Source organism: Oceanobacillus luteolus (assembly GCF_023715655.1).
Lineage (GTDB): Bacteria > Bacillota > Bacilli > Bacillales > Amphibacillaceae > Oceanobacillus > Oceanobacillus luteolus.
The window spans coordinates 371,251-396,808 of record NZ_JAMBON010000001.1 but is presented as its reverse complement, the minus strand read 5'-3'; the positions used below and the strand labels follow the sequence as shown (position 1 = coordinate 396,808).

General features: G+C 37.9%; 31 protein-coding genes. All 31 read left to right on the top strand.

All coding sequences use genetic code 11. The features are described from left to right. Positions 1-13 precede the first annotated feature (13 nt). A complete protein-coding gene (fliF, locus tag M3210_RS02090; RefSeq protein ID WP_251510778.1) occupies positions 14-1,615 on the top strand; it encodes a flagellar basal-body MS-ring/collar protein FliF in 1,602 nt (533 codons plus the stop codon). A gap of 14 nt (positions 1,616-1,629) precedes the next feature. Continuing rightward, positions 1,630-2,637: a flagellar motor switch protein FliG gene (fliG, locus tag M3210_RS02085; protein ID WP_251510776.1), complete on the top strand. Its 1,008-nt coding sequence runs from the start codon at positions 1,630-1,632 to the stop codon at positions 2,635-2,637. Continuing rightward, the gene (gene fliH / locus M3210_RS02080) at positions 2,630-3,379 is read left to right on the top strand and encodes a flagellar assembly protein FliH (protein ID WP_251510774.1); all 750 of its coding nucleotides are present in this window, start codon (positions 2,630-2,632) and stop codon (positions 3,377-3,379) included. Before fliG ends, fliH begins: the two co-directional genes overlap by 8 nt. Next, positions 3,376-4,695, top strand: coding sequence for a flagellar protein export ATPase FliI (fliI, locus tag M3210_RS02075; RefSeq protein WP_251510772.1), 1,320 nt, complete (start codon positions 3,376-3,378; stop codon positions 4,693-4,695). Before fliH ends, fliI begins: the two co-directional genes overlap by 4 nt. Further along, positions 4,695-5,141 (top strand): flagellar export protein FliJ, encoded by a 447-nt coding sequence (fliJ, locus tag M3210_RS02070; RefSeq protein WP_251510770.1) that lies wholly within the window; start codon positions 4,695-4,697, stop codon positions 5,139-5,141. Before fliI ends, fliJ begins: the two co-directional genes overlap by 1 nt. Positions 5,142-5,146: 5 nt before the next feature. Beyond that, the gene (locus tag M3210_RS02065) at positions 5,147-5,743 is read left to right on the top strand and encodes a MotE family protein (protein WP_251510768.1); all 597 of its coding nucleotides are present in this window, start codon (positions 5,147-5,149) and stop codon (positions 5,741-5,743) included. 21 nt (positions 5,744-5,764) lie between these two features. Next, positions 5,765-7,186: a flagellar hook-length control protein FliK gene (locus M3210_RS20570; RefSeq protein WP_251510765.1), complete on the top strand. Its 1,422-nt coding sequence runs from the start codon at positions 5,765-5,767 to the stop codon at positions 7,184-7,186. 9 nt (positions 7,187-7,195) lie between these two features. Continuing rightward, the gene (locus M3210_RS02055; RefSeq protein WP_251510763.1) at positions 7,196-7,642 is read left to right on the top strand and encodes a flagellar hook capping FlgD N-terminal domain-containing protein; all 447 of its coding nucleotides are present in this window, start codon (positions 7,196-7,198) and stop codon (positions 7,640-7,642) included. A gap of 22 nt (positions 7,643-7,664) precedes the next feature. Beyond that, positions 7,665-8,036 (top strand): TIGR02530 family flagellar biosynthesis protein, encoded by a 372-nt coding sequence (locus M3210_RS02050; protein WP_251510761.1) that lies wholly within the window; start codon positions 7,665-7,667, stop codon positions 8,034-8,036. An 85-nt stretch (positions 8,037-8,121) separates the two neighbouring features. Then, complete coding sequence (gene flgG / locus M3210_RS02045; RefSeq protein WP_251510759.1) at positions 8,122-9,024, top strand: flagellar basal body rod protein FlgG; 903 nt, start codon at positions 8,122-8,124, stop codon at positions 9,022-9,024. A gap of 49 nt (positions 9,025-9,073) precedes the next feature. After that, positions 9,074-9,292 carry a flagellar FlbD family protein gene (locus tag M3210_RS02040; RefSeq protein ID WP_251510757.1) on the top strand — a complete coding sequence of 73 codons (219 nt, stop codon included), beginning with the start codon at positions 9,074-9,076 and terminating at the stop codon, positions 9,290-9,292. Beyond that, a complete protein-coding gene (gene fliL, locus M3210_RS02035) occupies positions 9,285-9,701 on the top strand; it encodes a flagellar basal body-associated protein FliL (protein WP_251510755.1) in 417 nt (138 codons plus the stop codon). The genes M3210_RS02040 and fliL overlap by 8 nt, the downstream gene beginning before the upstream one ends. A 30-nt stretch (positions 9,702-9,731) precedes the next feature. After that, complete coding sequence (gene fliM, locus M3210_RS02030) at positions 9,732-10,727, top strand: flagellar motor switch protein FliM (protein ID WP_251510753.1); 996 nt, start codon at positions 9,732-9,734, stop codon at positions 10,725-10,727. Then, on the top strand, positions 10,720-11,913 hold the full coding sequence (gene fliY, locus M3210_RS02025; RefSeq protein ID WP_251510751.1) for a flagellar motor switch phosphatase FliY: 1,194 nt from the start codon (positions 10,720-10,722) through the stop codon (positions 11,911-11,913). Before fliM ends, fliY begins: the two co-directional genes overlap by 8 nt. Positions 11,914-11,936: 23 nt before the next feature. After that, positions 11,937-12,299 carry a response regulator gene (locus M3210_RS02020; RefSeq protein WP_251510749.1) on the top strand — a complete coding sequence of 121 codons (363 nt, stop codon included), beginning with the start codon at positions 11,937-11,939 and terminating at the stop codon, positions 12,297-12,299. A 13-nt stretch (positions 12,300-12,312) separates the two neighbouring features. Then, on the top strand, positions 12,313-12,960 hold the full coding sequence (fliO, locus tag M3210_RS02015) for a flagellar biosynthetic protein FliO (RefSeq protein ID WP_251510747.1): 648 nt from the start codon (positions 12,313-12,315) through the stop codon (positions 12,958-12,960). Next, positions 12,957-13,622, top strand: a complete 666-nt coding sequence (fliP, locus tag M3210_RS02010) for a flagellar type III secretion system pore protein FliP (protein ID WP_251510745.1) — start codon at positions 12,957-12,959, stop codon at positions 13,620-13,622. The genes fliO and fliP overlap by 4 nt, the downstream gene beginning before the upstream one ends. A gap of 30 nt (positions 13,623-13,652) precedes the next feature. Next, positions 13,653-13,922, top strand: a complete 270-nt coding sequence (gene fliQ, locus M3210_RS02005; RefSeq protein WP_251510743.1) for a flagellar biosynthesis protein FliQ — start codon at positions 13,653-13,655, stop codon at positions 13,920-13,922. A 6-nt stretch (positions 13,923-13,928) separates the two neighbouring features. Further along, positions 13,929-14,708, top strand: coding sequence for a flagellar biosynthetic protein FliR (gene fliR / locus M3210_RS02000; protein ID WP_251511104.1), 780 nt, complete (start codon positions 13,929-13,931; stop codon positions 14,706-14,708). A gap of 3 nt (positions 14,709-14,711) precedes the next feature. Continuing rightward, entirely contained in the window at positions 14,712-15,794 is a 1,083-nt protein-coding gene (gene flhB, locus M3210_RS01995) for a flagellar biosynthesis protein FlhB (RefSeq protein ID WP_251510741.1), read from the top strand. Positions 15,795-15,817: 23 nt separating this feature from the next. Further along, the gene (gene flhA, locus M3210_RS01990) at positions 15,818-17,851 is read left to right on the top strand and encodes a flagellar biosynthesis protein FlhA (protein WP_251510739.1); all 2,034 of its coding nucleotides are present in this window, start codon (positions 15,818-15,820) and stop codon (positions 17,849-17,851) included. Beyond that, positions 17,848-18,972, top strand: coding sequence for a flagellar biosynthesis GTPase FlhF (gene flhF, locus M3210_RS01985; protein ID WP_251510737.1), 1,125 nt, complete (start codon positions 17,848-17,850; stop codon positions 18,970-18,972). Before flhA ends, flhF begins: the two co-directional genes overlap by 4 nt. After that, the gene (locus M3210_RS01980) at positions 18,969-19,838 is read left to right on the top strand and encodes a MinD/ParA family protein (protein ID WP_251510735.1); all 870 of its coding nucleotides are present in this window, start codon (positions 18,969-18,971) and stop codon (positions 19,836-19,838) included. The genes flhF and M3210_RS01980 overlap by 4 nt, the downstream gene beginning before the upstream one ends. Next, entirely contained in the window at positions 19,838-20,893 is a 1,056-nt protein-coding gene (locus tag M3210_RS01975; protein WP_251510733.1) for a protein-glutamate methylesterase/protein-glutamine glutaminase, read from the top strand. Before M3210_RS01980 ends, M3210_RS01975 begins: the two co-directional genes overlap by 1 nt. Before the next feature lie 46 nt (positions 20,894-20,939). Continuing rightward, positions 20,940-21,410 (top strand): chemotaxis protein CheW, encoded by a 471-nt coding sequence (locus M3210_RS01970; RefSeq protein WP_251510731.1) that lies wholly within the window; start codon positions 20,940-20,942, stop codon positions 21,408-21,410. Positions 21,411-21,417: 7 nt separating this feature from the next. After that, entirely contained in the window at positions 21,418-22,053 is a 636-nt protein-coding gene (locus tag M3210_RS01965; protein WP_251510729.1) for a chemotaxis protein CheC, read from the top strand. Then, on the top strand, positions 22,046-22,543 hold the full coding sequence (locus tag M3210_RS01960) for a chemotaxis protein CheD (protein ID WP_251510727.1): 498 nt from the start codon (positions 22,046-22,048) through the stop codon (positions 22,541-22,543). Before M3210_RS01965 ends, M3210_RS01960 begins: the two co-directional genes overlap by 8 nt. Positions 22,544-22,588: 45 nt before the next feature. Next, the gene (locus M3210_RS01955) at positions 22,589-23,359 is read left to right on the top strand and encodes a FliA/WhiG family RNA polymerase sigma factor (protein WP_251510725.1); all 771 of its coding nucleotides are present in this window, start codon (positions 22,589-22,591) and stop codon (positions 23,357-23,359) included. A 21-nt stretch (positions 23,360-23,380) separates the two neighbouring features. Next, positions 23,381-24,754, top strand: a complete 1,374-nt coding sequence (locus M3210_RS01950) for a flagellar assembly protein A (RefSeq protein WP_251510722.1) — start codon at positions 23,381-23,383, stop codon at positions 24,752-24,754. A 37-nt stretch (positions 24,755-24,791) separates the two neighbouring features. Next, positions 24,792-25,079 carry a hypothetical protein gene (locus tag M3210_RS01945; protein ID WP_251510720.1) on the top strand — a complete coding sequence of 96 codons (288 nt, stop codon included), beginning with the start codon at positions 24,792-24,794 and terminating at the stop codon, positions 25,077-25,079. A gap of 12 nt (positions 25,080-25,091) precedes the next feature. Beyond that, on the top strand, positions 25,092-25,547 hold the full coding sequence (locus tag M3210_RS01940) for a DUF6115 domain-containing protein (protein ID WP_251510718.1): 456 nt from the start codon (positions 25,092-25,094) through the stop codon (positions 25,545-25,547). Positions 25,548-25,558: the final 11 nt, after the last annotated feature.

The following is a 25,558-nucleotide window of genomic DNA, read 5'->3' as shown; positions in this document are numbered from 1 at the left end:
GGTGGAGGATGCTATGAAGGAAAAGTTATTACATTGGAAAGATTCATCTAAGGACTTTTGGAAAAGGCAATCAAAAAAAAATCAAAAAATATATATTGGGACGGCAGTTGCAAGCATCCTAGTTATCATTGCCATCTCTTTTTTTACGTTTAATTCCAAAGAGAAATTGGTTCCATTGTATTCGGATTTATCCGTGCAGGAAGCAAGTCAAATAAAAGCGGAATTGGATTCTAGAGGTGTTGCGTATGAATTGAAGGACGGTGGTACAACCATTACCGTTCCAGAAAATCAAGTGGACACTTTGCTGGTGGAATTGGCAGGTAAAGGTCTACCGAATAATGGTAATATCGATTATTCCATATTTAGCGAGAATTCGTCTTTCGGTATCACTGATAATGAATTCAATATGATGAAACTTGATGCAATGCAGTCAGAACTTGCTAATCTAATCACTAGCATCGAAGGTATTCAAAAAGCAGAAGTTATGATCAATCTTCCGGAAGAAACGGTGTTTGTTGGCGACAATGCAGGAGAAACATCAGCTGCCATTGTACTGCATACTCAACCAGGTTATCAATTTGAGGAACATCAAATACGTGCGCTCTATCATTTGGTTTCAAAAGCAGTTCCTAATCTTACGGAAGAAAATATCGGGATTATGAACCAATACTTTGAGTACTTTGATCTGAATAGCACATCTCAATATGCAACACAAAATTCACATACATATCAACAAACCGTGAAGAAGGATGTTGAGCGAGATATTCAACGTAGACTGCAACAAATGCTAGGTGCGATGGTAGGACTAGATAACATTATTGTATCGGTTACCGCAGATATTGATTTTACACAAGAAAACCGAGTTGAAGAACTAGTTGAGCCGGTAGATATTGAAAATATGGAAGGGTTGCCTGTCAGTTTAGAAACTATCCAAGAATCTTACACTGGGAATCCTCCAGAAGGTGGTACAGTAGGCGCGGGAGAGGATGATGTACCAAATTATCCTGGTGCGGCTTCTGGCGATAATGGAGATTATGAATTTGACAAAGAGATGATCAATTATGAATTCAATCGTATACGGAAAGAAATTGTAGAAAGTCCGTACAAAATTCGTGACTTGGGAATTCAAGTTGCCGTGGACAACGTGAAAGATGTTAACGGGGAAGAAACTGAGTTCTTAACTTTACAGGAACAGAGTGATGTAGAAGAAGGCATAGGATCTATTCTAGAATCTATTGTCAGCACGTCAATTGACACAACTTATGGAGAAGTGGAAACAGATAATAAGTATTCAATCGTATTTCAAGAATTTAGTGGTAATCCGGTTATGGAAGAAACGGAATCGCCGGCCATACCGACATGGGTATATATAGTGGCAGGGATATTACTAGTACTTATCATTCTATTAATCTTCCTTCTTATTCGTAGTCGCCGAGGGGAGACTGAGGAAGTAGTTGAAGAAATTTCACTTAATGAGTTTTCGGAAGATGTGCCAGATTTACCTCAACAAAAAGAGGATGAGTCAATTGTCCGAAGAAAACAATTAGAAAAAATTGCTCAGGAGAAACCGGAAGACTTTGCGAAGTTATTAAGAAGTTGGATTGGTGAAGATTAGGGAGGAAATTGTTAATGGCAAGACATAAACTCAGTGGGAAACAGAAAGCGGCGATTTTATTAGTTTCCCTTGGTCCCGATGTCTCCGCACAAGTGTATAAGCATTTGACGGATGAAGAAATTGAAAAATTAAGTTTAGAAATTTCTTCTGTGAAAAAAGTGGATTCAGTGATGAAGGACGAGATCATTGAGCAATTTCATCAAATTGCAGTTGCTCAAGATTTTATCACTCAAGGCGGGATCGGATACGCAAAAACGGTGCTGGAAAAAGCGTTTGGCAAACAGGAGGCTGCCTCCATCATTAACCGTCTTACCTCTTCTTTACAAGTAAGACCATTCGACTTTGCAAGAAAAGCTGATCCACAACAAGTACTTAATTTTATCCAAAATGAACATCCTCAAACCATTGCACTAGTATTATCTTACTTGGACGCTGAACAAGCAGGTCAGATTCTTTCTGAATTACCACAAGAAATGCAAGCTGATGTAGCAAAAAGAATCGCAACAATGGATTCTACTTCACCTGAAATCATCAGTCAGGTAGAGCGTGTACTTGAAAGTAATTTGTCAGCATCATTAACAGAGGATTACACACAGACTGGTGGAATCCAAGCGGTTGTCGAAGTGTTGAATGGAGTCGACCGTAGTACAGAAAGAACCATTCTTGATACTTTAGAAGTCCAAGATCCAGATCTTGCTGAGGAGATCAAGAAGCGGATGTTCGTGTTTGAAGATATCGTCATTCTCGATAACCGGGCTATTCAACGAGTGATTCGTGAAGTGGAAAATGATGACTTACGTCTCGCACTAAAAGTTGCTAGTGAAGAAGTTAAAGATATTATATTTAATAACATGTCACAACGAATGGCGGAAACATTTAAAGAAGAAATGGAATATATGGGACCAGTCCGTTTACGAGATGTGGAAGAAGCACAAACCAATATTGTATCAACCATCCGCAGATTAGAAGATATCGGTGAAATTGTTATCGCAAGGGGTGGGGGGGACGATATCATTGTCTAAATTGAGAAACAATGAGCTCCCTCGTAGAGAAATAAAAATCAAACCGATTGAACAAATCAGAAAAAGTATGAATGAAACAAACCCTGAGGATGAAATAAAAAAGACTTCAGCTGAACTTGAACAACTAAAAAGAGAACTCCTACAAATTGAACAACAGCAGAAAGCATTGCTTGAGAATGTTCAATCTGAAATAGAAGCGGAAAAAGAAAATTGGCATATCGAGAAAAGTCAGTTGATTGATAAAGCAAGAGAACAGGGGTTCCAAATTGGCTATCAAGAAGGAGTGCGATCTGGCAGGGAAGTATACCAGAATTTAATTACAGAGGTAAATGACATCGTCGACCTTGTAAAAGTGGACTATCAACGAACACTGGAACAAACGGAGAATGTGATTATTGACCTGGCTATTTATACAGCGGAAAAGATTCTAGTTGATAAATTACGAGATGACCCAAGCAGCTTCGTGCCAATTGTACAAGCTGCCCTACGAGAAATTAAAAATCAACCAGTAGTATCAATATATTTACATCCTGTAAATTACCACACAGTTTTAGAACAAAAGGAAGAGCTTAAACGGTCATTAGGCAAAGAGACGAAGCTATCATTATATATTAATGATGAATTAAAAGAACATAGTTGTGTGATAGAACATCCATTTGGTAAAGTTGATGCTTCTGTTGACACTCAACTTGAAGAAATCCGTCTCGCATTGAAAGAATTTGTACGGGAGAAAGAACAATGATGATAGAAGATTATCTTCTCACAATTGACAAAACAGACCCTTATAAACGATACGGTAAAGTCTCGCAAGTTGTCGGAATTATGATTGAGTCCCAAGGACCAGAGGCAAATATTGGTGAAGTATGTCTTATTCATTCAGCTACTAAAAAACGGAAACCAATACTGGCAGAAGTTGTTGGCTTTAATAATGAAAATATCATACTAATGCCTTATAGCGATGTAACCGAGATTGGTCCAGGTTGTTTAGTTGAATCAACCGGTAAGCCTTTAACAATTAAAGTAGGTAGAGGCTTGATAGGACAGGTTGTGGATTCTTTAGGGAAGCCTCTGGATGGTTCTACATTGCCTAGTGGCTTATCTACATATATGACAGAGCAAACCCCGCCAAACCCTTTGGAACGCCCTCCCATATATGAAGTAAATCAAGTAGGCGTAAAAGTTATTGATACGTTACTAACGATGGGGAAAGGTCAGAGGGTTGGTTTGTTTGCTGGGAGTGGTGTAGGTAAGAGTACATTACTTGGAATGATTGCTCGCAATAGTAATGCAGATATAAATGTTATTGCGTTAATCGGTGAACGGGGCAGGGAAGTACGTGAGTTTATTGAGAAAGACTTGGGACCGGAAGGATTAAAAAAATCAATTGTAGTAGTTGCTACTTCGGATCAACCCGCACTAATGCGCATAAAAGGAGCTTATACTGCCACAGCAATCAGTGAGTACTTCCGTGATCTTGGGTTGCAAGTGAACATATTGATGGATTCTGTGACTAGAGTAGCGATGGCACAAAGGGAGGTTGGTCTTGCAGTTGGCGAACCACCAACAACAAAGGGATATACCCCTTCTGTTTTTTCAATCCTACCCAAATTACTGGAACGGACTGGAACAAATAAAAATGGTGCTATTTCAGCTTTTTATACTGTCCTTGTGGATGGTGATGATATGAATGAACCGATTGCTGATGCGGTGCGAGGAATACTGGATGGTCACTTTGTAATGGACCGTAAACTTGCCGAACGCGGCCAGTATCCAGCAATAAATGTATTAAAATCCATTAGTCGTGTAATGAATCAAATAGCAAATGCAGAGCATAAAGAGATTGCAAAAGAAATACGAGCGATAATGGCAGTGTATGAAGAGAATAGTGAATTAATAAATATCGGTGCCTACAAAAAAGGTTCGAACCAAGAAATTGATCGAGCAATAAACTATTATCCCAAAATCCTACATTTCTTACAGCAGGATATTCATGAATTTATCACTTTAGAGGAAGCGATAGACAAGTTGTATCGTCTAATTAATGGAGGAATGACCTAATGTCACAAACAGTTTCGTTAACTAAAGTGCTGCACCTTCGGGAAAACGAGAAAAAAATTGCGCAGAAAGCATTTTTATCTTCCCAAGAAGCTTTTGAAGAGGTCGCTACAAAACTATATCACTTGTTGAAAAAAAAGGAGTTTGCTGAGGCGTCATACGATGAGTTTATCCAACAAGCGACACCGATTGAGAGAATCAAAGAACAAATCGCATACATTGAAAAATTAAATAATGAAATAAATATGCTTCAACGGGAAGTTCAATTTGCTAGAAACCAGATGGAAAAGAAGCAACAGGTTTTATCTGATGCATACATAGAAGTAAAAAAATTTGAAACGATTATTGATAAACGAAAGCAAGACGAACTTCATGAACTGGCTAAAAAGGAAAAAGCCTTTTTAGACGAGATTTCGATTAATCAATATTTAAGTAATAAAAATAGGTGAACAGAATGACGTCGAAAAAGCAAACAGAAAAAAAGAAAATGAACCCGATACTATGGTTTTTATTTGCGATTGTTATACCACTGATTATAGTGTTGATTATTATTGCAGTTATCTTAAGTTTTTCAGGGTTCAATATCGTAGACTGGGTAAAGAAAACAGGGAGCAATACACCAGTAATCTCTCATTTGATCACGAGTCAAGAAGAAGACCAATTAGAGGAAGAGCTGGAGCGTTTGAACCAAGAACTACAATCGAGAAATGAAGAGCTTGATCAATTGAACACGCTCAAGACAAACTTAGAGGCAACAATTGAAGAGTTAGAGACTGAATTATCCAAACAAGAGGCAACCATTTCCCGCTATGAGTCTGAGAATCATGTAGACAGTGATAGTGAGGAAATTGAAAGTGAAGTATCGCTTAAAAACCTTGCAAAAACCTTTGAGGAAATGAAACCAGTTAGAGCAGCAGATATACTCAGCAATATGACTCAAGAAGAAGTTATACTCATTCTTAAAGAACTTTCCGACGACGTGCGTGGTGGTATTTTAGAAGCGATGGATGCTGAACTTGCAGCTAATATTGCAAGTGAAATGCTAAATTAACTGAATGAATTTTGAGGGGAGGTGAATACAATTCAAGCGAAAATGTTATTATGGCCAATGGGAGAGATGAACACTCCTATAGGTAAAAAAAAGCAAGCGACAACGACTGCAGAAAGTGGCTCCCAAACGTCAAACTTTCATCATCTACTTGATGAAAAGTTAACTAAAAAAAATAGTAATGAACCTATATCACGAGTTGCTACTAATACGGTTGAGGCAGAATCATTAAGCAACGTCCGTTCAAAGTTAATGGAGCTTGAGGAAGCGGAATTTCTATTATTTTTATCAGAGTTGAAGGAAGTAATGGGAGAATCTTATAGTGAGTCTATAGAGAATGTTAATCACCTACTTAGTATAATAGAGTCTTATTTGTCTTCAGAGAAAATGGAAGAAGAAAGCCTATCTGAAGTTAATAAAGGGGAGCTAGTAGAACAAATTCTAACTTATTTCAGATCGATACCTGAGGTAGAGCAGGAAGATTTTATTAACCCAATCGAGCAGTTCTCCAGTCTATTCAATGATAGTAGCAAAAACGGTATGGATGATAGTCTTCTAATACCGTTAAGTATGAGTCAGATTAATAGTCAAGCTATAGGAATACCAAATGAGGAAAGTGTGGCTCAATTTTTAACACAAATCGAGCAGGCTTTAAGTCAGATTAGGGACGATTCTGATATTGAAACTCTTGCACCTAAGTTACTTCGATATTTGGAAGCTTGGCAACAAATAGACGGTAAAAGTGGTATTTCTCAGTTGTCGTTGAAAGAGAGCAATACTCCATTGAGGAGTGTTTGGCAAGAACTTGTCCAACTATACCAACAAAAAACTAATCTACATACTAAGAATATATATGCATTGGAATCAGAGGTAACAACCACAGATGTGATTCGTTGGTTAGGGAAAATTTTAGGTGCCTATAGCCAAAAGGTTGCAAATTCCTACATAGTACCTGCTCAACTTCCAATATCCAACGTTGAACAACATGTCATCCAACTTCCACAAGCGGTTGGAAGTCAAAGTAAGTTAGGTTCTGAATCGTTTATGGAGCAATTTAATCGTTTGATTGATGTGAATAAGGTTGCTCTTCAACAGCCAAAGGGACAATTAGCTATTATGTTAAGACCTGCTAATCTTGGGGAAATGATGGTGCGATTTACACAAGTAAACGGCGAAATCATTGTTAAAATTATGGTTACAACTAAAGTTGCAAAAGAGATGTTAGAGGGCAACATGCAGCAATTAAGGCATATGTTTGCACCACATCAGGTCGTCGTTGAAAGGCAAGATAATGTGACTCAACAAGCACAGAATCAATATGATGAAGATAATCAACATCAAGAACAGTCATCGAGTCACCAATCTGCATCTGAAGGTGAAGATAAAGATGAAGAACAATCTTTCTCTCAAATGTTTGAAGAATTAATTCTCAATGAAAAAGTGTAGGTGAAAACCATGAATAAAATTGATCCGTCATTATTCTTAACTAATCAAACGAAAACAAGGGAACCAAATCCACAACTTGATAAAGAAGGTTTTCTGAAAATATTGATGGCTCAAATGCAGCAACAGGATCCAACCGATCCAATGAATAGTAAAGAAATGGTAGCTCAGATGACACAACTTTCTTCCCTTGAGCAAATCATGAATATGACGAATTCGATTGAAATGCTAGTGCAAAGTCAATTGATTTCACCAGTAATTGAATATAGCCATATGATTGGAAAAGTTGTTTCTTATGAAAAGGAAAATCTAGCATCTCCAGAAGAAGCTTCAGAAAACAAAACAAGTGAAGTGATAGCTGTGAGCCAAAAGGATGGTTGGGCTATTCTAGAATTAGAGAACGGTGATAAGATTTACGCGGATGCAGTGATAACAGTGAAAAGCAAGGGAAACGAATAAGAATTAAAAGGATGTGAATGGTATGGACCATCGGATACATCAAGTACCAAAGCATGCAGTACAATTTCCCACTTCCATTCCGCCAAAGCAAAAAAAACCGAGTATTACATTTAGGGAAGTTCTAAATGAACAACATCCACTTAAAATAAGCAAGCATGCATCAGAGCGGATTCGTGAGCGGAATATCGATATTCCTGAAAAGCTTTGGCACACGATTGGCGAAAAAGTAAATGAAGCTAGACAGAAAGGCGTCACTGATTCACTGGTTGTTTTGAATAATGCAACTCTATTAATCAGTGCAAAAAATAATACAGTGGTAACCGCTATGGACCGTGGAGAGAATGATAGCCGAATATTCACGAATATTAACGGTACCATTCTAATTGATGAGTAGGCTGGACCTGTAAAGGAAGCCTTCATAGCTATGGACAGATAGAAATAGCTAATCAAATTGACAACAATTAAAGGAGAAATGAAAAATGTTACGATCAATGTATGCTGGAATTTCAGGTATGAAAAACTTCCAAACTAAATTGGATGTCATCGGGAACAACATTGCAAACGTTAGTACAGTAGGTTTTAAGAAAGGACAAGTTACGTTCCAAGAAATGATGAGTCAAACAGCATCGGGTGCACAAGGATCGACTGGTGCGCGTGGTGGTGTGAACGCCTCTCAGATTGGACTAGGGGCACAATTAGGTACGATTAATAACATTCATACACAAGGGTTTCGTCAAACAACAAACAATCCACTAGACCTTTCCATTCAGGGAGATGGGATGTTTGAAGTTGTGCTTGTTGAAACCCCAAATGGTGAGGGAAATACTTTTGTTCCGATTAATTTTGATGCTGCCGGCGGTGGAAATGCAGCACAAGTAGAAGACCGTTTCTATACAAGAGCTGGTAACTTTTACTTGGATGACCGTGGGTTTATTGTAAACTCAGAAGGTATGTATTTAGTAGGTTTCGAATATGTGGATGGGAATCCTGTCGACAGTAACGCTCCGGGTGTGCTTCGTATTCCGTTAGATGCACAAAGTTTCAATATTTCAACAAATGGAACGGTTAATTACATTGATGCCAACGGGGAGAATCAAGTAGCAGGGCAAATTGGACTTGCCAACTTCGCGAACCCAACTGGCCTAACGAAAGAAGGAAATAATTTATATAGAGAGTCGCAAAACTCTGGTGGAGTTGAAAGAGTACTGCCTGAAGAAAGTACTTCATCACAAATAATCAGCAATTCTTTAGAAATGTCCAATGTTGATTTAGCAGAAGAGTTTACAGAGATGATCTCTGCACAACGTGGTTTCCAAGCGAATTCGAGAATAATTACCACGTCTGATGAAATTCTACAAGAACTAGTAAATCTAAAACGATAATAAGGAGGTAGGGAGTGCTTGAACTGTATAGGCACTCCCGCCCAAATCTATGATTCAATTGAAGAAGTTGAACGGCGATTTATTTTCTTTAAACGCACTTTTAATTGAGCAGGTCCAGGCGATGCCAGATACGACGATCACCTTAATCAATGGCAAGAAAGTAATCGTTCAAAATCCGCCTGAAGAAGTGCTCGTATTGATTCAAAATTATTATAAAGAAATTGGCCTGCAACAGGTATATAAACAAGTAGGTGACCAGAATGAGTAAATTAGTAAAGATTATGATGACATCGTTAGCTATCCTATTAATTGCTGCCATTGCATTCATTATTGTTATTCTTAATGTAGAAGGGGCAGATGACGAAAAAGAATTGACGATTGATGAGATTGTCGAATATTCCTATCAAACCCCGGAAATTACTACAGACTTGCAGGACGGTACTTTTGTCAGAATTCAATTTCAGATTTTGACAGATGGAAAAGACGCTCACGCTGAAGTTAGTAAACGGGACTTTCAATTAGTAAATATTTTAATTAAAGAGTTAGCCGTTATGAACGAAGAAGATTTCAAAGAAGGTTTAACAGGACTTGAAGCAACTATTAAAGATAGACTTAATGAAGTGATGGTTGATGGTGCCGTTACGGAAGTCTATACCATTAATAAGATATTGCAGTAAAAGGCTCCTGCTTGGAGGTGAGGTTACAAGATGGAGGAAATTCTTTCTCAAAATGAAATTGATGTATTACTTTCTGCAATCACATCAGGTGAAATGGATGCAGAAGAATTAAAAAAAGAAGAAGAGGAAAAGAAAATCCGTGTATATGACTTTAAACGGGCGTTACGGTTTTCAAAGGATCAGATTCGCAGTATTTCAAGAATCCATGAAAACTATGCGAGAATGTTGACAACTTTCCTATCTTCACAGTTACGCACTTACGTACATATTGGTGTAGAATCGGTGGACCAAGTGCCATATGAGGAATTTATCCGCTCGATTTCATCTTTAACCGTGTTGAACATTTATAGTATGTCACCACTTAAAGGGAGCATGGTCATTGAAATCAACCCTAATGTTGCATACGCATTGCTAGACCGTATCCTTGGTGGTAAGGGGACTTCAGTGACAAAAACGGAAAGCCTCACTGAAATTGAAAAGATACTATTAAATCAGATATTTGAAAAGGCAACAGGGACGTTAAAAGAGGCATGGTCCTCACTCGTAGATGTATCCCCAGTACTCGAAGAATTTGAAGAAAATCCACAATTTATTCAAATGGTGGCACCTAATGACACAGTAGTTGTCGTATCTATGTCTGCCGAAATCGGAGAAGCTTCAGGAATGATTAATTTATGTATTCCACACACATTATTAGAGCCAATCATTCCTAAATTATCTGCCCACTATTGGATGGATAACACGACTGATGAACGAGATGAGGAAGCTTTTCAAAAGCTTAGCAGCAATCTCCAAACAACGAAAGTAGATGTTCAAGCAATATTAGGCGAAACAAGAATAACCATTAATGAATTTTTAAAGCTGGGCATAAATGATGTTGTTTCTCTAGAGCAACAAATTGGTGACCCACTAACTTTGACGATTAATCAAGAACCTAAGTTTTATGTACAACCTGGTCAACTAAAGAAAAAAATAGCCGTACAAATATTGGAAGAAATTGAAAAGGGGGTAAACACCCATGAATGACGGTATGTTATCTCAAGATGAAATTGATGCATTATTAAATATAAGTACAGAAAATGATAAAAACCACGAAGCAGAACCATCTATACACTTATCAGACATAGAGATTGATACAATCGGTGAAATTGGGAATATTTCATTTGGAAGTTCTGCTACTGCACTTTCCACTTTACTTAACCAGAAAGTCGAAATCACTACTCCTTCCGTTAGTATTATTGAAAAGGATGAATTAGCAGGTGAATTAACTTTTCAACCTGTTAGTATTCAGGTCGATTATACAAAAGGATTCAGTGGAAGAAATGTACTCGTTATAAAAGCTAGAGATGCTGCAATAATTGCAGATATTATGCTCGGAGGAGATGGCACAAACCCAGATGAATCTTTACCAGAAATATATTTGAGTGCAGTTCAAGAAGCGATGAATCAGATGATGGGAACTGCAGCAACAAGTATGTCGACCGTGTTTAATAAAACAGTCGATATTTCTCCACCAACAATTATTGAAGGTACAATTGAAAGTGATGCAAAAGAAATATTTCAAGAAGATGTATATGTAAAAGTGTTTTTCAGGCTTATCGTAGGTGACCTGATTGATTCAAATATGATGCAGTTGATTCCTCTTAGCTTTGCTAAAGAATTAGTGAATCAGTTGTTGGATACAGGAGATTCGGAGCCGATCGACATACCTGTGCAAGAGGAAACTGCAGCTACAACTATTGTAGAAAATCCTGTCAAAATACCAGATAGATCAATAGAATCCAATGAACAAGTTGATTCCACGTTTATGGATCGGGAATCCTTTGATGATCGTGTTGATAACAAGAGGAATCAACCTCAATTTCTAGGTAATACATACAATCAGCAAGATGCATCAATTGAACAGGCGACATTCGCAGAATTTGAACCAACACAATTATCCAGCAACGAACAAAGTAATTTGAACATGTTATTGGATATTCCTCTTAAAGTGACGGTCGAACTAGGCAGGACAAAGAAAACCATCAAAGATATTCTTGACTTATCTCAAGGATCCATTGTTGAGTTAGATAAACTTGCAGGTGAACCAGTTGATATCTTGGTTAATGGCAAGTTGATTGCAGAAGGCGAAGTCGTTGTCATTGAGGAAAATTTCGGAGTACGGGTAACAGATATTATTAGTCAATCTGATCGAATAATGAAATTAAAATAACTTGATTTTTAGGAGGAATTTAGATGTCTAAGAAAATTTTAATTGTCGATGATGCAGCATTTATGCGTATGATGATAAAAGATATACTTACAAAAAATGGCTATGAGGTTGTAGGAGAGGCTCAAGATGGAAGAGAAGCAGTGGAGAAATTCAAGGAACTGCAGCCAGATTTAGTGACGATGGATATTACCATGCCTGAAATGGATGGAATTTCAGCTTTAAAGGAAATTAAAACAATCAACCCAGATGCAGTTGTCATCATGTGTTCTGCTATGGGACAGCAAGCAATGGTAATTGATGCAATCCAAGCTGGTGCGAAAGACTTTATTGTTAAACCATTCCAGGCAGATCGTGTATTGGAAGCTATTCAAAAGGCATTAGGATAGAGATCACTGTTAAATGAAGAATGTATTAAAGCTTTTTGTAATTTTATTGGCTGTAAGTTTTTTGTCTTTCATTGAGCCCGTCTCTATCCAAGCTGAGGTAGATTATGTAAATGAATGTTTAGAGCAACCGGAATCTTGTGAAGAACCACTCATCGATGAGGAAGAACAAGATCAGACAGTTGTTTTACAGGAGGAGGAGCCCGGCTCCTTGTTTTTTGAGCTCGTAAGGTTAGTATTCGCTTTATTGCTCGTACTTGGTCTAATTTATGCATCATTGTACTTCTTAAAACGGAGAAATAAGATTGGTAACCAAATCAATAGTCTAGAAAATGTTGGCGGAATTTCTGTCGGTCAAAATAAATCTGTACAATTAGTCCGGTTAGGCGACCGAATCTATTTAATTGGTGTTGGAGAAAATGTCACTTTATTAGAAGAAGTTGAAGATCAAAGTATTATAAAAGAAATTATGCAGGCGAGGCAGGCTAGGGAAGAACAATCTTTGGAAATGAGTGCTAAGAATATAGTTTCTTCAGTATTTCAACATAAAAAGACTAGTGGTAATAAAGAAAAGCCTTTTAATAAGCTTTTTCAACAGGAGCTGAATCGCCTGCAAAAAAATCGTAGAACTATCATTGATAGGCGCAAGGAAGATCGAGAATGAATGAATTCATAGATATATTTTCAAGTTCGGACCCAACGAATGTAGCTACATCCGTTAAATTAATCCTCTTACTGACTATTTTTTCTTTAGCTCCTGGAATTCTAATATTAATGACCAGTTTTACAAGGATTATCATTGTTCTATCATTCGTCCGAACGAGTCTTGCTACTCAACAAATGCCACCCAATCAAGTATTGATTGGTTTGGCATTGTTTCTGACCTTTTTTATTATGGCACCTACTTTTTCTGAAGTATATGATGACGCCCTTGATCCCTTATTTTCTGAAGAAATTTCTTTGGATGAGGCATACGAGAATGCTAGTGTACCGATGAAGGAGTTTATGGCGCAACATACTCGTCAAAAGGATCTTGCTTTATTTCTAAACTATTCCGGTGCTGAACCACCGGAGACCATTCAGGATATACCATTAACTACATTAATTCCTGCTTTTGCAATAAGTGAATTGAAAACAGCATTTCAAATGGGTTTTATGATTTTCATCCCATTTTTAGTTATTGATATGGCAGTTGCGAGTATATTGATGTCAATGGGGATGATGATGCTGCCACCTGTAATGATATCACTACCCTTTAAGATATTGTTATTTGTACTGGTAGATGGATGGTATCTCATTACGCATTCCTTGTTAAGTGGATTTTAGCTTGTATATTTCTAAAAGAAGGTGTTTCAAATGTCGAGCGAACTTGTTTTAGCGTTGGCTGAGCGAGGCATTTATACGGTATTACTTGTTACAGGGCCGTTGCTCATCCTTGCTTTAGCGGTTGGGCTTTTGGTCAGTATCTTTCAGGCGACAACACAAATACAGGAACAAACGTTAGCATTTATACCAAAAATAGTGGCAGTTTTGATTGGACTCATATTTTTTGGTCCCTGGATGTTATCAACCATGGTTGAATTTGCTGCCGACATATTTCAAAATTTAAATGCATTAGTAGGTTAGAAGATGTTGTTAGAATTGATAGATATAAATCGGTTACCGATATTTTTACTCGTGTTTGTGCGATTATTGTCGTTTTTCTTAGTTGTTCCATTGTTTTCTTATCGGACGATTCCATTACCATTCCGTATTGGTTTCAGTTTCTTTTTAGCATTAATTTTGTTCCAAACAATAGATTCAACTTTATTTGTACTTGACCATACATATATTTTTTTGATTGTTAAGGAAGCACTTGTGGGGCTGCTCGTAGGACTGCTTGCATTCATTATTGTGTCCGCCATTCAAGTTGCGGGTGGGTTTGTTGACTTTCAAATGGGGTTTGCGATTGCGAATGTGGTCGATCCCCAGACTGGTGCACAAAGTCCACTGACTGGACAATACTTCTATATGATTGCTTTATTATTTTTATTAGCAGTGGATGGTCATCACTTAATAATTGATGGGATATTTACAAGTTATCAGTTTATTTCAATCGATGCGTTCATCCCGTTTGAAGATGGCTCGATTACAGAATTCATTATACAATCTTTCAACTATATGTTTATTATTGCTTTTCAAATGGCAATCCCTATTGTTGGTACATTATTTCTTGTTGATATCGCTCTAGGGATTATTGCTCGTACTGTCCCACAACTGAATGTGTTTGTTGTTGGTTTGCCATTGAAAATACTAGTGAGCTTTGTAGCGATTTTAATTTTCCTATCTTTATACATTACTGCGATAGAGAATTTATTCGGAACAATGTTTCGAGCAATGCGCGGATTACTGCAAATATTCGGGGGTGCTTGATAGATGCAATTGAAGATGGATCTACAGTTTTTTTCAGGTGAAAAAACCGAAAAAGCGACCCCGAAAAAACGGCAGGATGAGCGGAGAAAAGGAAGAGTCGCAAAAAGTCAGGATATAAATACCGTTATCTTGTTGACATTTTGTTTGTTTGCTCTGTTCATTTTTGGCGGTTTTATGTTGGAGACGATGACATTATTATTTATTGAAGCATTCACGAACTTGATACACTGGGATGTTACGAGTGAATCTGTTGCTTATGTATTCAATGGGGCAAGTTTGGAGGCAGCAAAAATCCTTGCGCCTATTATGCTGCTTGCAATCATTGCCGGAATCAGTTCAAATTTAATTCAAACCAGGGGCTTCTTATTGTCGACGGAGCCGCTTAAATTTGATTTGAAGAGATTGGATCCAATTCAAGGTGCTAAGCGGATTTTTTCTGTAAGAGCGTTAGTGGAATTGTTAAAATCATTATTAAAAATCACGTTTATTGGTACAATCACCTTTGTTGTCATTTGGTTGTATAAAGATGAAGTGCTCATGCTTATATTTAAAAATGCTGAGAATGCTTTGTCATTATTTGGCCGGATAGCTATCATTATGGGGTTTGCTGCTACGGCGGCACTTTTATTTTTGGCAGTACTCGATTATTTATATCAGCGCTATGACTTTGAAAAAAATATGCGTATGTCAAAACAGGATATAAAGGATGAGTATAAAAATATGGAGGGTGACCCACTCATCAAATCTAAGATTAAAGAACAACAGCGTATGATGGCTACCAGACGTATGATGGCTGAAGTGCCAGAAGCTGATGTAGTCATCACCAACCCGACCCATTATGCAATAGCGTTAAAATATGATGAAGAAAAGGCATTAGCACCATATGTAGTAGCTAAAGGTATGGATAGAACCGCACTTAAAATTAGAGAAATTGCTGAAAAGCATCAAGTCGTTACCGTAGAGGATAAACCACTTGCCAGGTCTCTATACGGCATGGTTGAAATCGGGGAATCTATACCCGAAGAATTTTATCAAGCTGTAGCAGAAGTTCTGGCTTATGTTTACCAATTAGAGAATAAAGTGTAATTTTTGGAGGAGAGACATCACACATGAAGGCACGTGATTTAACCGTATTAATGGGTGTTATTTTAATAATTTTAATCCTAGTTATCCCGCTTCCGGGAGGAGTTTTAAGTGTACTTATCCTTACGAATATCAGTATTTCGCTTTTAGTAATTTTAGTGGCGATGAATACGACGCATGTCCTTCAATTCTCCGTCTTTCCAACCCTCCTCTTACTGGTGACTTTGTTCAGGTTAGGTTTGAATGTTTCCACTACAAGAGCAATCCTTTCTGAAGGGGATGCTGGTGGAGTGGTCGAAACATTTGGTTCTTTCGTAATCGGAGATAATCCGCTTGTTGGTTTTGTGGTGTTCATTATCCTTGTTATTATCAACTTTATTGTAATTACTAAGGGTGCCGAACGTGTTTCTGAGGTAGGAGCAAGGTTTTCTCTTGATTCGATGCCTGGTAAACAGATGAGTGTCGATGCAGATCTAAATGCTGGTCTTATTACGGAGCAAGAGGCTAAAGAGCGTCGTAAAACAATTGAAAAAGAAGCGGATTTCCATGGGTCAATGGATGGTGCGAGTAAATTCGTTAAGGGAGATGCAATTGCATCCATTATCACTGTTTTAATCAATATTATCGTTGGAATAATAATTGGTATGGTTCAGATGGGACTCTCAATAGGTGAATCCGTTGAATTATTTACCCGACTGACAGTAGGTGACGGATTAGTTAGTCAAATTCCTGCATTGCTCATGTCAACAGCAACAGCAATCGTTGTAACACGATCGAGTGACGGAAGTAATCTAAGTGCGGATGTTGTTACTCAAATGACTCAATATCCTAAGCTATTATATGTAGCGGCCGGAACGATTTTTCTACTTGGGTTAACACCGATTAATTTCTTTCTAACAACAACGATAGCAGGTGTCCTAGCATTTACAGCTTATATGCTGCAAAGAGAACCTGATATTCCAACTGATTTGGATGAAGATGAGCTGGATGAAGCAGAAAGCTCAGAACTGCGTGCCCCCGAAAATGTGGTCAGCTTAATTAACCTGGATCCGATTGAATTTGAGTTTGGTTATGCACTAATTCCGCTTGCCGATGCAAATCAGGGTGGGGACCTATTGGAAAGGATTATTATGATTCGCAGACAGTTGGCCATTGAACTAGGAATGGTTATACCTGTTGTACGAATCAGAGATAATATCCAATTGAACCCAAATGAGTATCGCCTGAAAATTAAGGGAAATGAAGTTGCTGGTGGTGAATTGATGCTGGATCACTATTTGGCAATGGCACCTGATATGGAGGACGACGGGATTGAAGGCATTGACACGGAGGAGCCTGCATTTGGCTTGCCTGCAAAGTGGATTAACGAGGAATTTAAAGATGAGGCTGAACTTTCAGGTTATACGGTCGTTGATCCTCCATCAGTAGTTTCTACACATATAACAGAGGTAATCAAACGTCATGCTCATACATTGCTCGGCCGTGAAGAAACAAAACAACTTATTGACCACTTGAAAGAAAGTCATCCGATACTAGTCGAAGAGGTTACGCCTGAGCCTCTCGCAGTTGGTGATGTACAAAAAGTACTTGCCAAGTTACTGAGAGAAAATGTTTCCATCCGCAATCTTCCAGTTATATTCGAGACGTTAGCTGACTTTTCGAAAATGACGAATGATACAGATTTACTGGCTGAGTATGTGAGACAATCCTTATCTGCACAAATTACGAAACAGTACATGAAACAAGATAAGACGCTGCCGGTGATCACTGTTTCAGGAAAGGTAGAGAAACTGATTGCCGAGAACATTCAGCAGACCGAACATGGTAATTTTTTATCATTAGATCCAGATAAGCAGCAAGAAATTATTACAACCATACATCAGGAAGCTGAGAAAGTTTCACTACAGGAAGAAACAGCAATTGTACTATGCTCACCAGCAGTTCGAATGTACTTGAAACAGTTGCTTGACCGTTTTCTTCCTCATGTTATTGTTTTATCCTATAATGAACTAGAACCAGATGTGCAGGTTCAAAGTCTAGGGGTGGTGAATATTGCGTGAAGGTAAAAAAATATATCTCAGATTCCATGCCTGAAGCAATGAATGAGGTTAGAAAAGATCTTGGATCGGATGCGGTTATTCTTCAATCGAAAGAAATAAAACAAAAAGGTTTTCTTGGCTTGTTTCAAAAGAAAAAAATAGAAGTCATCGCAGCTAAAGATCCTGACTTAATAAAAGATGCGAAGAACGAACCAACGCATCGGAAAACAGATACAGTTCCAATAAATCCTGTAGTAAAAGAAGAGGTAGATTCTAACCTTGCCATTCTTCAAGAAATCAGAAGCTTAAAGGAAGTTATTAAACTTGAAACGGCTGACAATGAATTAAACATACCGGTAGATTATAAGCTAGCCTATCATCAGCTCATTGACCAAGAAGTCAATCCGAAGCTTGCTGATGAAATTATTCAACATACAGTCCGACTGTTGGCAAGTAAAAAAGAAGAAGTGACCCAACACGAAATAAAAGCAGAGGTTAAACGAGTAATTGCTGAAAAATATAGAGACAAGGAGTCTGAGGGGATTAACGGAAAACACAAAATTGTACAATTTGTGGGACCGACAGGAGTTGGCAAAACAACAACGATTGCGAAAGTTGCCGCTAAACTTATGCTGAAAAAGCAGAAGAAAGTGGCGTTCATTACTACTGATACGTATCGAATTGCTGCTATTGAGCAATTAAAAATTTATGCCAGGATTCTTAATATCCCGGTTGAGGTTGCTTATAATGTGGATGATTACAAACAAGCCATTCAAAAACTTTCTAACTATGATGTTATCCTTGTCGACACAGCAGGTAGGAACTTCCGTAATCCTGTCTATATCAAACAACTGAAAGAACTGATGGGAAACGTAGACCATATCGCCACTTATTTGGTGTTATCTCTTACTGCGAAGCCAAAGGATTTACAAGATATTTTCATACAGTTCGAGGAGATTCCACTGAAGGAAATAATCTTTACCAAACTCGATGAAACCAGCCAATACGGTAGTATTCTAAATATAAGTTTGATGAACAATATCGGTATAGCCTATATGACAAATGGACAAGATGTTCCAGATGATTTGGTTCAACCAACTGCTGCAAGTATAAGCGAATGGATAATGGAGAATGGAAAATGACTGATCAGGCAGAAAATTTACGAAGAAAAATGGGTGTTTCATTTTCATATAGAAAGAGTCAGGCGAAGACGATTGCTGTCATTAGTGGAAAAGGTGGAGTCGGAAAATCGAATTTCGCCTTGAATTTCTCTTTGGAATTGATAAATCGGGATAAGAAAGTAGTTATTGTGGATTTGGATGTTGGTATGGGAAATATCAATATTCTACTTGGATTGCAGCCGAAAAGAACAATCGTGGATCTTTTTAATGACCAGCTATCTATCTTTGAGATTTTAGAAAAAGGTCCAAGAAATTTATCATATATTGCTGGCGGGACTGGATTAAGTCAATTCATTACAATGGGTGACCAACAGAAGGAATTCTTTTTTGAACAATACAGGCAACTGGTAGAGGTGTACGATTATATAATATTTGACATGGGGGCAGGGGTTACTGAAGAAAGCTTATACTTCATTCTTGCCGCTGATGAATGCATCACTATCACAACTGGTGAACCGACCTCGATTACAGATGCTTACAGCATGATAAAGCAAGTTGTAATCAATGGGGGGGAAATGCCAATACATGTTATTTTAAACCGTGCCCGATCCCGTAATGAATGGAGCGGTTTAAAACAATTTCAGCAAGTTGTCCAACAGTTTTTGCAAATTAGAGTTCATCCTTTAGGGATCATTCCGGAAGATAAAAATGTAACAGAAGCAGTAATTCGTCAAATTCCATATATTTTATTAAATAAAAAAGCGCCGTCTGCAAAGTCCTTAAGGCAATTGACTGACAACTATCTTATCAATAGTGATGAAATTCAATTAACCTATCAACCGGCATTTTTAGACCGGTTTAAAAATCTATTAAGAGGTAAAATTTAATGAATCCAATTCGTGTACTAGTTATTGATGATTCTGCTTTTATGCGAAAAATGCTTACAGATATTCTAGAAGGTGACCCACGTGTGATAGTCGTTGGCACAGCAAGGAATGGCGAGGATGGTATTAGTAAAGTAAAAGAACTGGCTCCTGATGTTGTAACGATGGATGTTAATATGCCTGTATTAGATGGTATAACTGCACTTGAAGAAATAATGCGTACGACACCTGTACCTGTAATCATGTTATCAAGTGAGGTTCGTAGTGGCACCGAAAATACAATTAGAGCTATTGAAAACGGAGCGGTTGATTTTATCATGAAACCATCCGGGGAAATCTCCTTAGATATCGAATCGATTAAGGAAGAAATTATCTCTAAAGTAATTGCGGCAAAAGATGCAACTCTTCAGTCCCCTCAAAGTAAAATGAATAAACGTTTCGTTAATCCTGATCGTTTAACGATACAATCATCACCAAATATAACCAAAGATGCTTTCGTTGTAATCGGTACGTCAACTGGAGGACCAAGAGCGCTCCAACGTATCTTGAAGGATTTACCAGCGGATTATCCAATGCCAATTCTCATTGTGCAACATATGCCGCCGCATTTCACAAAATCACTGGCTGACCGATTGGACGCTTTATCAGGTATTCATGTAAAGGAAGCTGTAAACGGAGAAATTATCAGGGCAGGTACGGCTTATATCGCTCCTGGTGATTTTCATATGACTGTTGTAAAAGCTGGCACAAGTTATGTCATCAAGTTAAACAAGGAACAACCTATAAATAATCATCGTCCATCGGTGGATGCTTTATTCGATTCTGTTGCAACTTTAAATCGGACTTGTAAAATAGCGATCGTTCTGACAGGAATGGGTAGTGACGGAGCCGAGGGTATCAGAAGTATTAAACGGATGGACAAGGATGCGATCACCATCTCCGAGTCGGAGGAAACAGCAGTTATTTATGGTATGCCTAAAGCTGCAAAGGAAACCGAATTCGTGGATGAAGTAATGCCGTTAAACCAAATCGGTCACTACTTGAAAGGTTTGAGCTAGTTAGCTGTATTTGGTGCCGGTAAAAGCATAGAGAGGACAGATAAAGATGGAAGATACGTTATTAGAAAATCAAAAGGTAATAGTATTTCAATTACAAAATGAGGAATATGCGCTTCCTGTAGAATACGTTGGTGCGATTGAAAGAATGCATCCGATAACAAGAGTTCCCCAGACAGCTAGCTTTGTAAAAGGGGTCATTAATTTGCGGGGTGTCGTTATTCCTATCATCGACCTTCGATTACGATTTGGAATTGCAGAAAAGGAAGTGTCGGAAGAGCAGCGGATGATTATCGTATCAGTGAATGGGGTGGAAGTAGGTATAATTGTAGATGCGGCTAGTGATGTCATCGATTTGCCGGTTGACAGTATCGAACCGAATCCTGAAGTTGTAGGTTCTGCAGCAGTAGATTATATTGATGGTGTCGTAAAAATAAATGACCGACTGATCATCCTTTTAAACCTGGAAAAGGTTCTTATTTCTGAACAACATCAATTGACTGTTAAAGCGGAAGGATAAGAGCGATATGACCTATGAAAATTTATCTCCAATACAATTTGATGCCTTAAGGGAAATTGGAAATATAGGAGCTGGTAATGCTGCCACGGCTTTATCACAGCTGTTAGATCAGAAGGTCAATATGGTTATTCCAACAGTAAAGATTGTAACATTTGATGAAATGATGGATTTAATCGGTGGTCCAGATGCTTCGGTGGTGGCGATTCTTTTTAGAGTTTTTGGTGATGCTCCTCTGCATGTATTCTTTGTTCTTTCCATTGAAGAAGCAGAAGTACTAGTGCAAACCATGACACATAATTCTACATTTTCCTTAATGGATGAAAATAGCGCAAATAAAATTAACTATTCTGTACTTGAAGAAGTGGGGAATATAGTTGCTGGATCTTATATTTCTGCTCTTTCTGATTTTACAAACCTGAATTTTCAACCATCTGTTCCGCACTTGGGTATAGATATGGCTGCAGCGATTCTTACATATGGTTTAATTGATATTTCGCAGGTTTCAGACTATGCAATTGTAATTGACTCAAAAGTTAATAGTGAAGATAGTGACAATACCATGAAAGGTAATCTTTTTTTGTTACCTCATCCAGAATCACTGCAAACAATATTTTCATCGCTAGGAATCAAAGAATATGTATAAGGTCGGAACGGTTGTTAGAGTTGGGATAGCTGATTTGAATACGGTCAGGGAACCAAATACGATACGTACTTTAGGACTTGGATCTTGTGTAGGAATTGTCATCTATGATGAACAAAAGAGAGTTGCGGGATTAGCCCATATTTTGTTGCCAGATTCCAGTGTTACAAAACAAAAATCAATAAATGAATATAAGTATGCAGATACAGCTATACCGGTACTGGTGGACCGTTTATTAGAAATAGGTGCTAGAAAGCATGCCTTGAAGGCGAAAATTGCTGGTGGTGCCGAAATGTTTAAGTTCAGTTCTGGTTCTGATTTATTGCGTATTGGCCCTCGAAATATCGATGCGTCCTTAAATGAGTTGAATAAGTTGAAGATTCCAGTCATCGCTCAAGATGTTGGAGGGAATATTGGGAGAACAATAGAATTCGATCCAGCAACTGCAAAACTTAAAATCCGAAGAGTAAACAGGGAAGAAATAATAATTTGATTCCTGTTTTGATCAATCCATGAATTTAGGAAGGAGTGGAGAGCCATGAGTTCAAAATCATCATATGAACAGTTACTTTGGCAACGGTGGCAAGAAAAAGAAGATGAAGCGACATTAAATGAAATCATTCATTACTATACATATTTAGTTGATTATCATGTAGAGCGTATTTCCAGCCATTTACCAAACAATGTGAGTAAGGATGATATTAGAAGCTTTGGTCTCCTCGGCCTATATGATGCAATTAAAAAGTTTGAGTTCGAGCGAAACTTAAAATTCGATACATATGCTTCCTTCCGAATAAAAGGAACAATAATTGATGGTTTAAGGAAGGAAGACTGGCTTCCGCGCTCTTTAAGGGAAAAAGCGAAAAAAGTTGAACGGGTTTCTCAGGAATTGGAACAAGAATTACAACGGATACCTACATCAAAAGAAATTGGCAATCGTTTAGAGATGTCTGAAGATGAAGTGGAATCCGTTGTCAGAGATGCTCTATTTTCAAATGTATTATCAATTGAAGAAAAACCGAAAAAAGAACAAGAATTCAGTGAAGGTATTGGTTACACCATTCCCGATGTAAATGCAGCTTCTCCAGAAGAGAACATGACTAAAGACGAATTAAAACAAGAACTGATAGAAGGTTTGAAGAGTCTAAATAAAAATGAACAAATGGTTATCAGTCTTTTTTATTACGATGAATTGACATTGACCGAAATAGGAGAAGTATTAAATTTAACTACCTCTAGAATTTCACAAATACATAAAAAAGCAATTTATAAACTGAAAGATATTCTAGCGAAGGTTGCAGAGCATTAACGTTATCTTGGGGGAATCAATTTGGAAAGATTACGGCAGTATTTTCGAATTCATTTTAGAGAGAAAGACATGATAGCGGAAGTGGATTGTAGGGAACCGTTTTTGGAGCTTGAGGAAAAGTTGGAAGTTGATATCGATATCTGGAAGAGTTTTTTAACTGCATCAAATGTTAGGTTCGGTATCCAATATCAAGCAATCGCGCAGTTGGCAGAGGACCCGACGGACATGGAATACCCTATTGTCGTTGCGAAAGGATTATCCCCTGTAAACGGTATAGACGGTAAAATTGAATATCTTGTGGATATAGAGCAAGAAATGCAGATAAGTGAAAACTGGAACTTTCGAGAAGTAATGAAAATTCCTTCGGTGATGAAAGGTCAAAAGCTGGCTAAAATTTCAGAACCCACTTCAGGTATTGATGGTAAGAACGTAATGGGGGAGGTCGTAAAAGCACCTCCCGGGAAATCTGTAGTATTAAGACCAGGGAAGAATGTTGTATTTAATGCTCTGGATAATTGTTATTATGCTACAGAAGATGGGCAATTCAGTATAAAGGGGAAGCATATTCAAGTACTACCTGAATTTCATGTGAACGAAACGGTATCGATGAAGACCGGTAATATTGACTTTATAGGGACCGTGATTATTCATGGAGATGTGCCAACTGGTTACACAGTTAAAGCTGCAGGCGATATAAAAATTTTCGGCATGGTGGAAGCGGCAACAATTATTGCTGGAGGATCGATATATGTTGCTGAGGGCATTGCCGGCCAAGATAAAGGGGTCCTGCAGGCAGGGGATAACCTAAAGATAGGATATATCAATCAGGCGAAAGTATCAGTTGGAAAGGACCTATACGTCGAGAATTCCATCCTTCATAGCGAGTGTGTAGTATGCGGTCATGTTTATTCCCAAAAAGGGAATATTATAGGCGGAATATTATCTGCTGGTAAAACAATTGAAGCTAGAGATATCGGATCTAGATTAAATACGAAGACGGAAATTCATCTAGGGATAAATAAAATAATGGCAGATACGATAGAATCCCTAAATAAAAAGCATCGAGAATTGGAAGAGAAGCAATTAAAACTTAAATTACTCGGTGACAAGCTGGCTGTAAAAGACCCAATGAATCCAAGGGTCCGGATTTCGAAGTTGCGGCAAAAGCACTCTATGAAGCTGGTTGCAGAGGAGCTTGATCGTGTAAAGGAAAGACTTTCTGAATTGGACGCTGATATAGGAGACGAAAATAAATCAAGCTTAACTGTAAGAAATAATATTTACGAAAATGTTATTGTGGCTTTCGGGAAATATAAGCGAATCATGCATTCCAATTATCATTATGTTCAGTTAAGTTTATATCAGAAAGAAATAGAACTTCAGCAATTGTTCTAAACGATTTGTTCAGTAAGTGGAAAGGATCGGTGGAGGAATGGGGCTAAAATCGATTGAAATGCAAGTAGCATTACCACGTACGCAGGATTCAGGTAAGATTCAAGAACAAGTGCATAAACAAGGAGAACATGTTCAGAGTACCCTAACAGCTTCGCAACTCAAGGAGGATAAAATCAAACGGAACAGGATACAGGAATTAGAAAACACCAATTCTTTTTTAGAAAAGAATTCTGATACTTTAAAGCAAGATGTATACGGAAAGCAAAGTGGAGGGGCAACATCCAGGCATCCTTTTCTTGGAAAACGTATCGACTATAACGGTTAAAGGGGCGTTGATATGGTTTCATTTCTTTTAATCATAAGTTTTTTATTACATTTAATCACATTGGCGGCAATTTTCCAGTTGGTCAAAAAAATCCCGGCATCAGAATCCGACACTGCTTCTGATGAAATTGTCCAAGCTCTGGAACGCTCCTTAGCGGAAATTAAAGAGGAAAATAATCGTCTGCAAGCATTATTAGATCACAAGGAACCTGTGTCAGAGAAGAAAATTCAATCAAAAATCAAGAAAGAATCAACTTCGGATAAGCAGAGGGTACCTGTAAAAAATGAGAAGCCACAAGATGATATAGATCGTCTATTGGGTACAGATTCTGGTTATAAAGTGGAAGCGTCCCTAGAATCTCGAGTTTTGCAATTATATGCCGCAGGAAAAAATGTGGAGGAAATCGCAAAAACCTTAAATTGTGGTAAAACGGAGGCGGAATTGATTATAAAGCTTTATAATCAGTAAATTTATTTTAT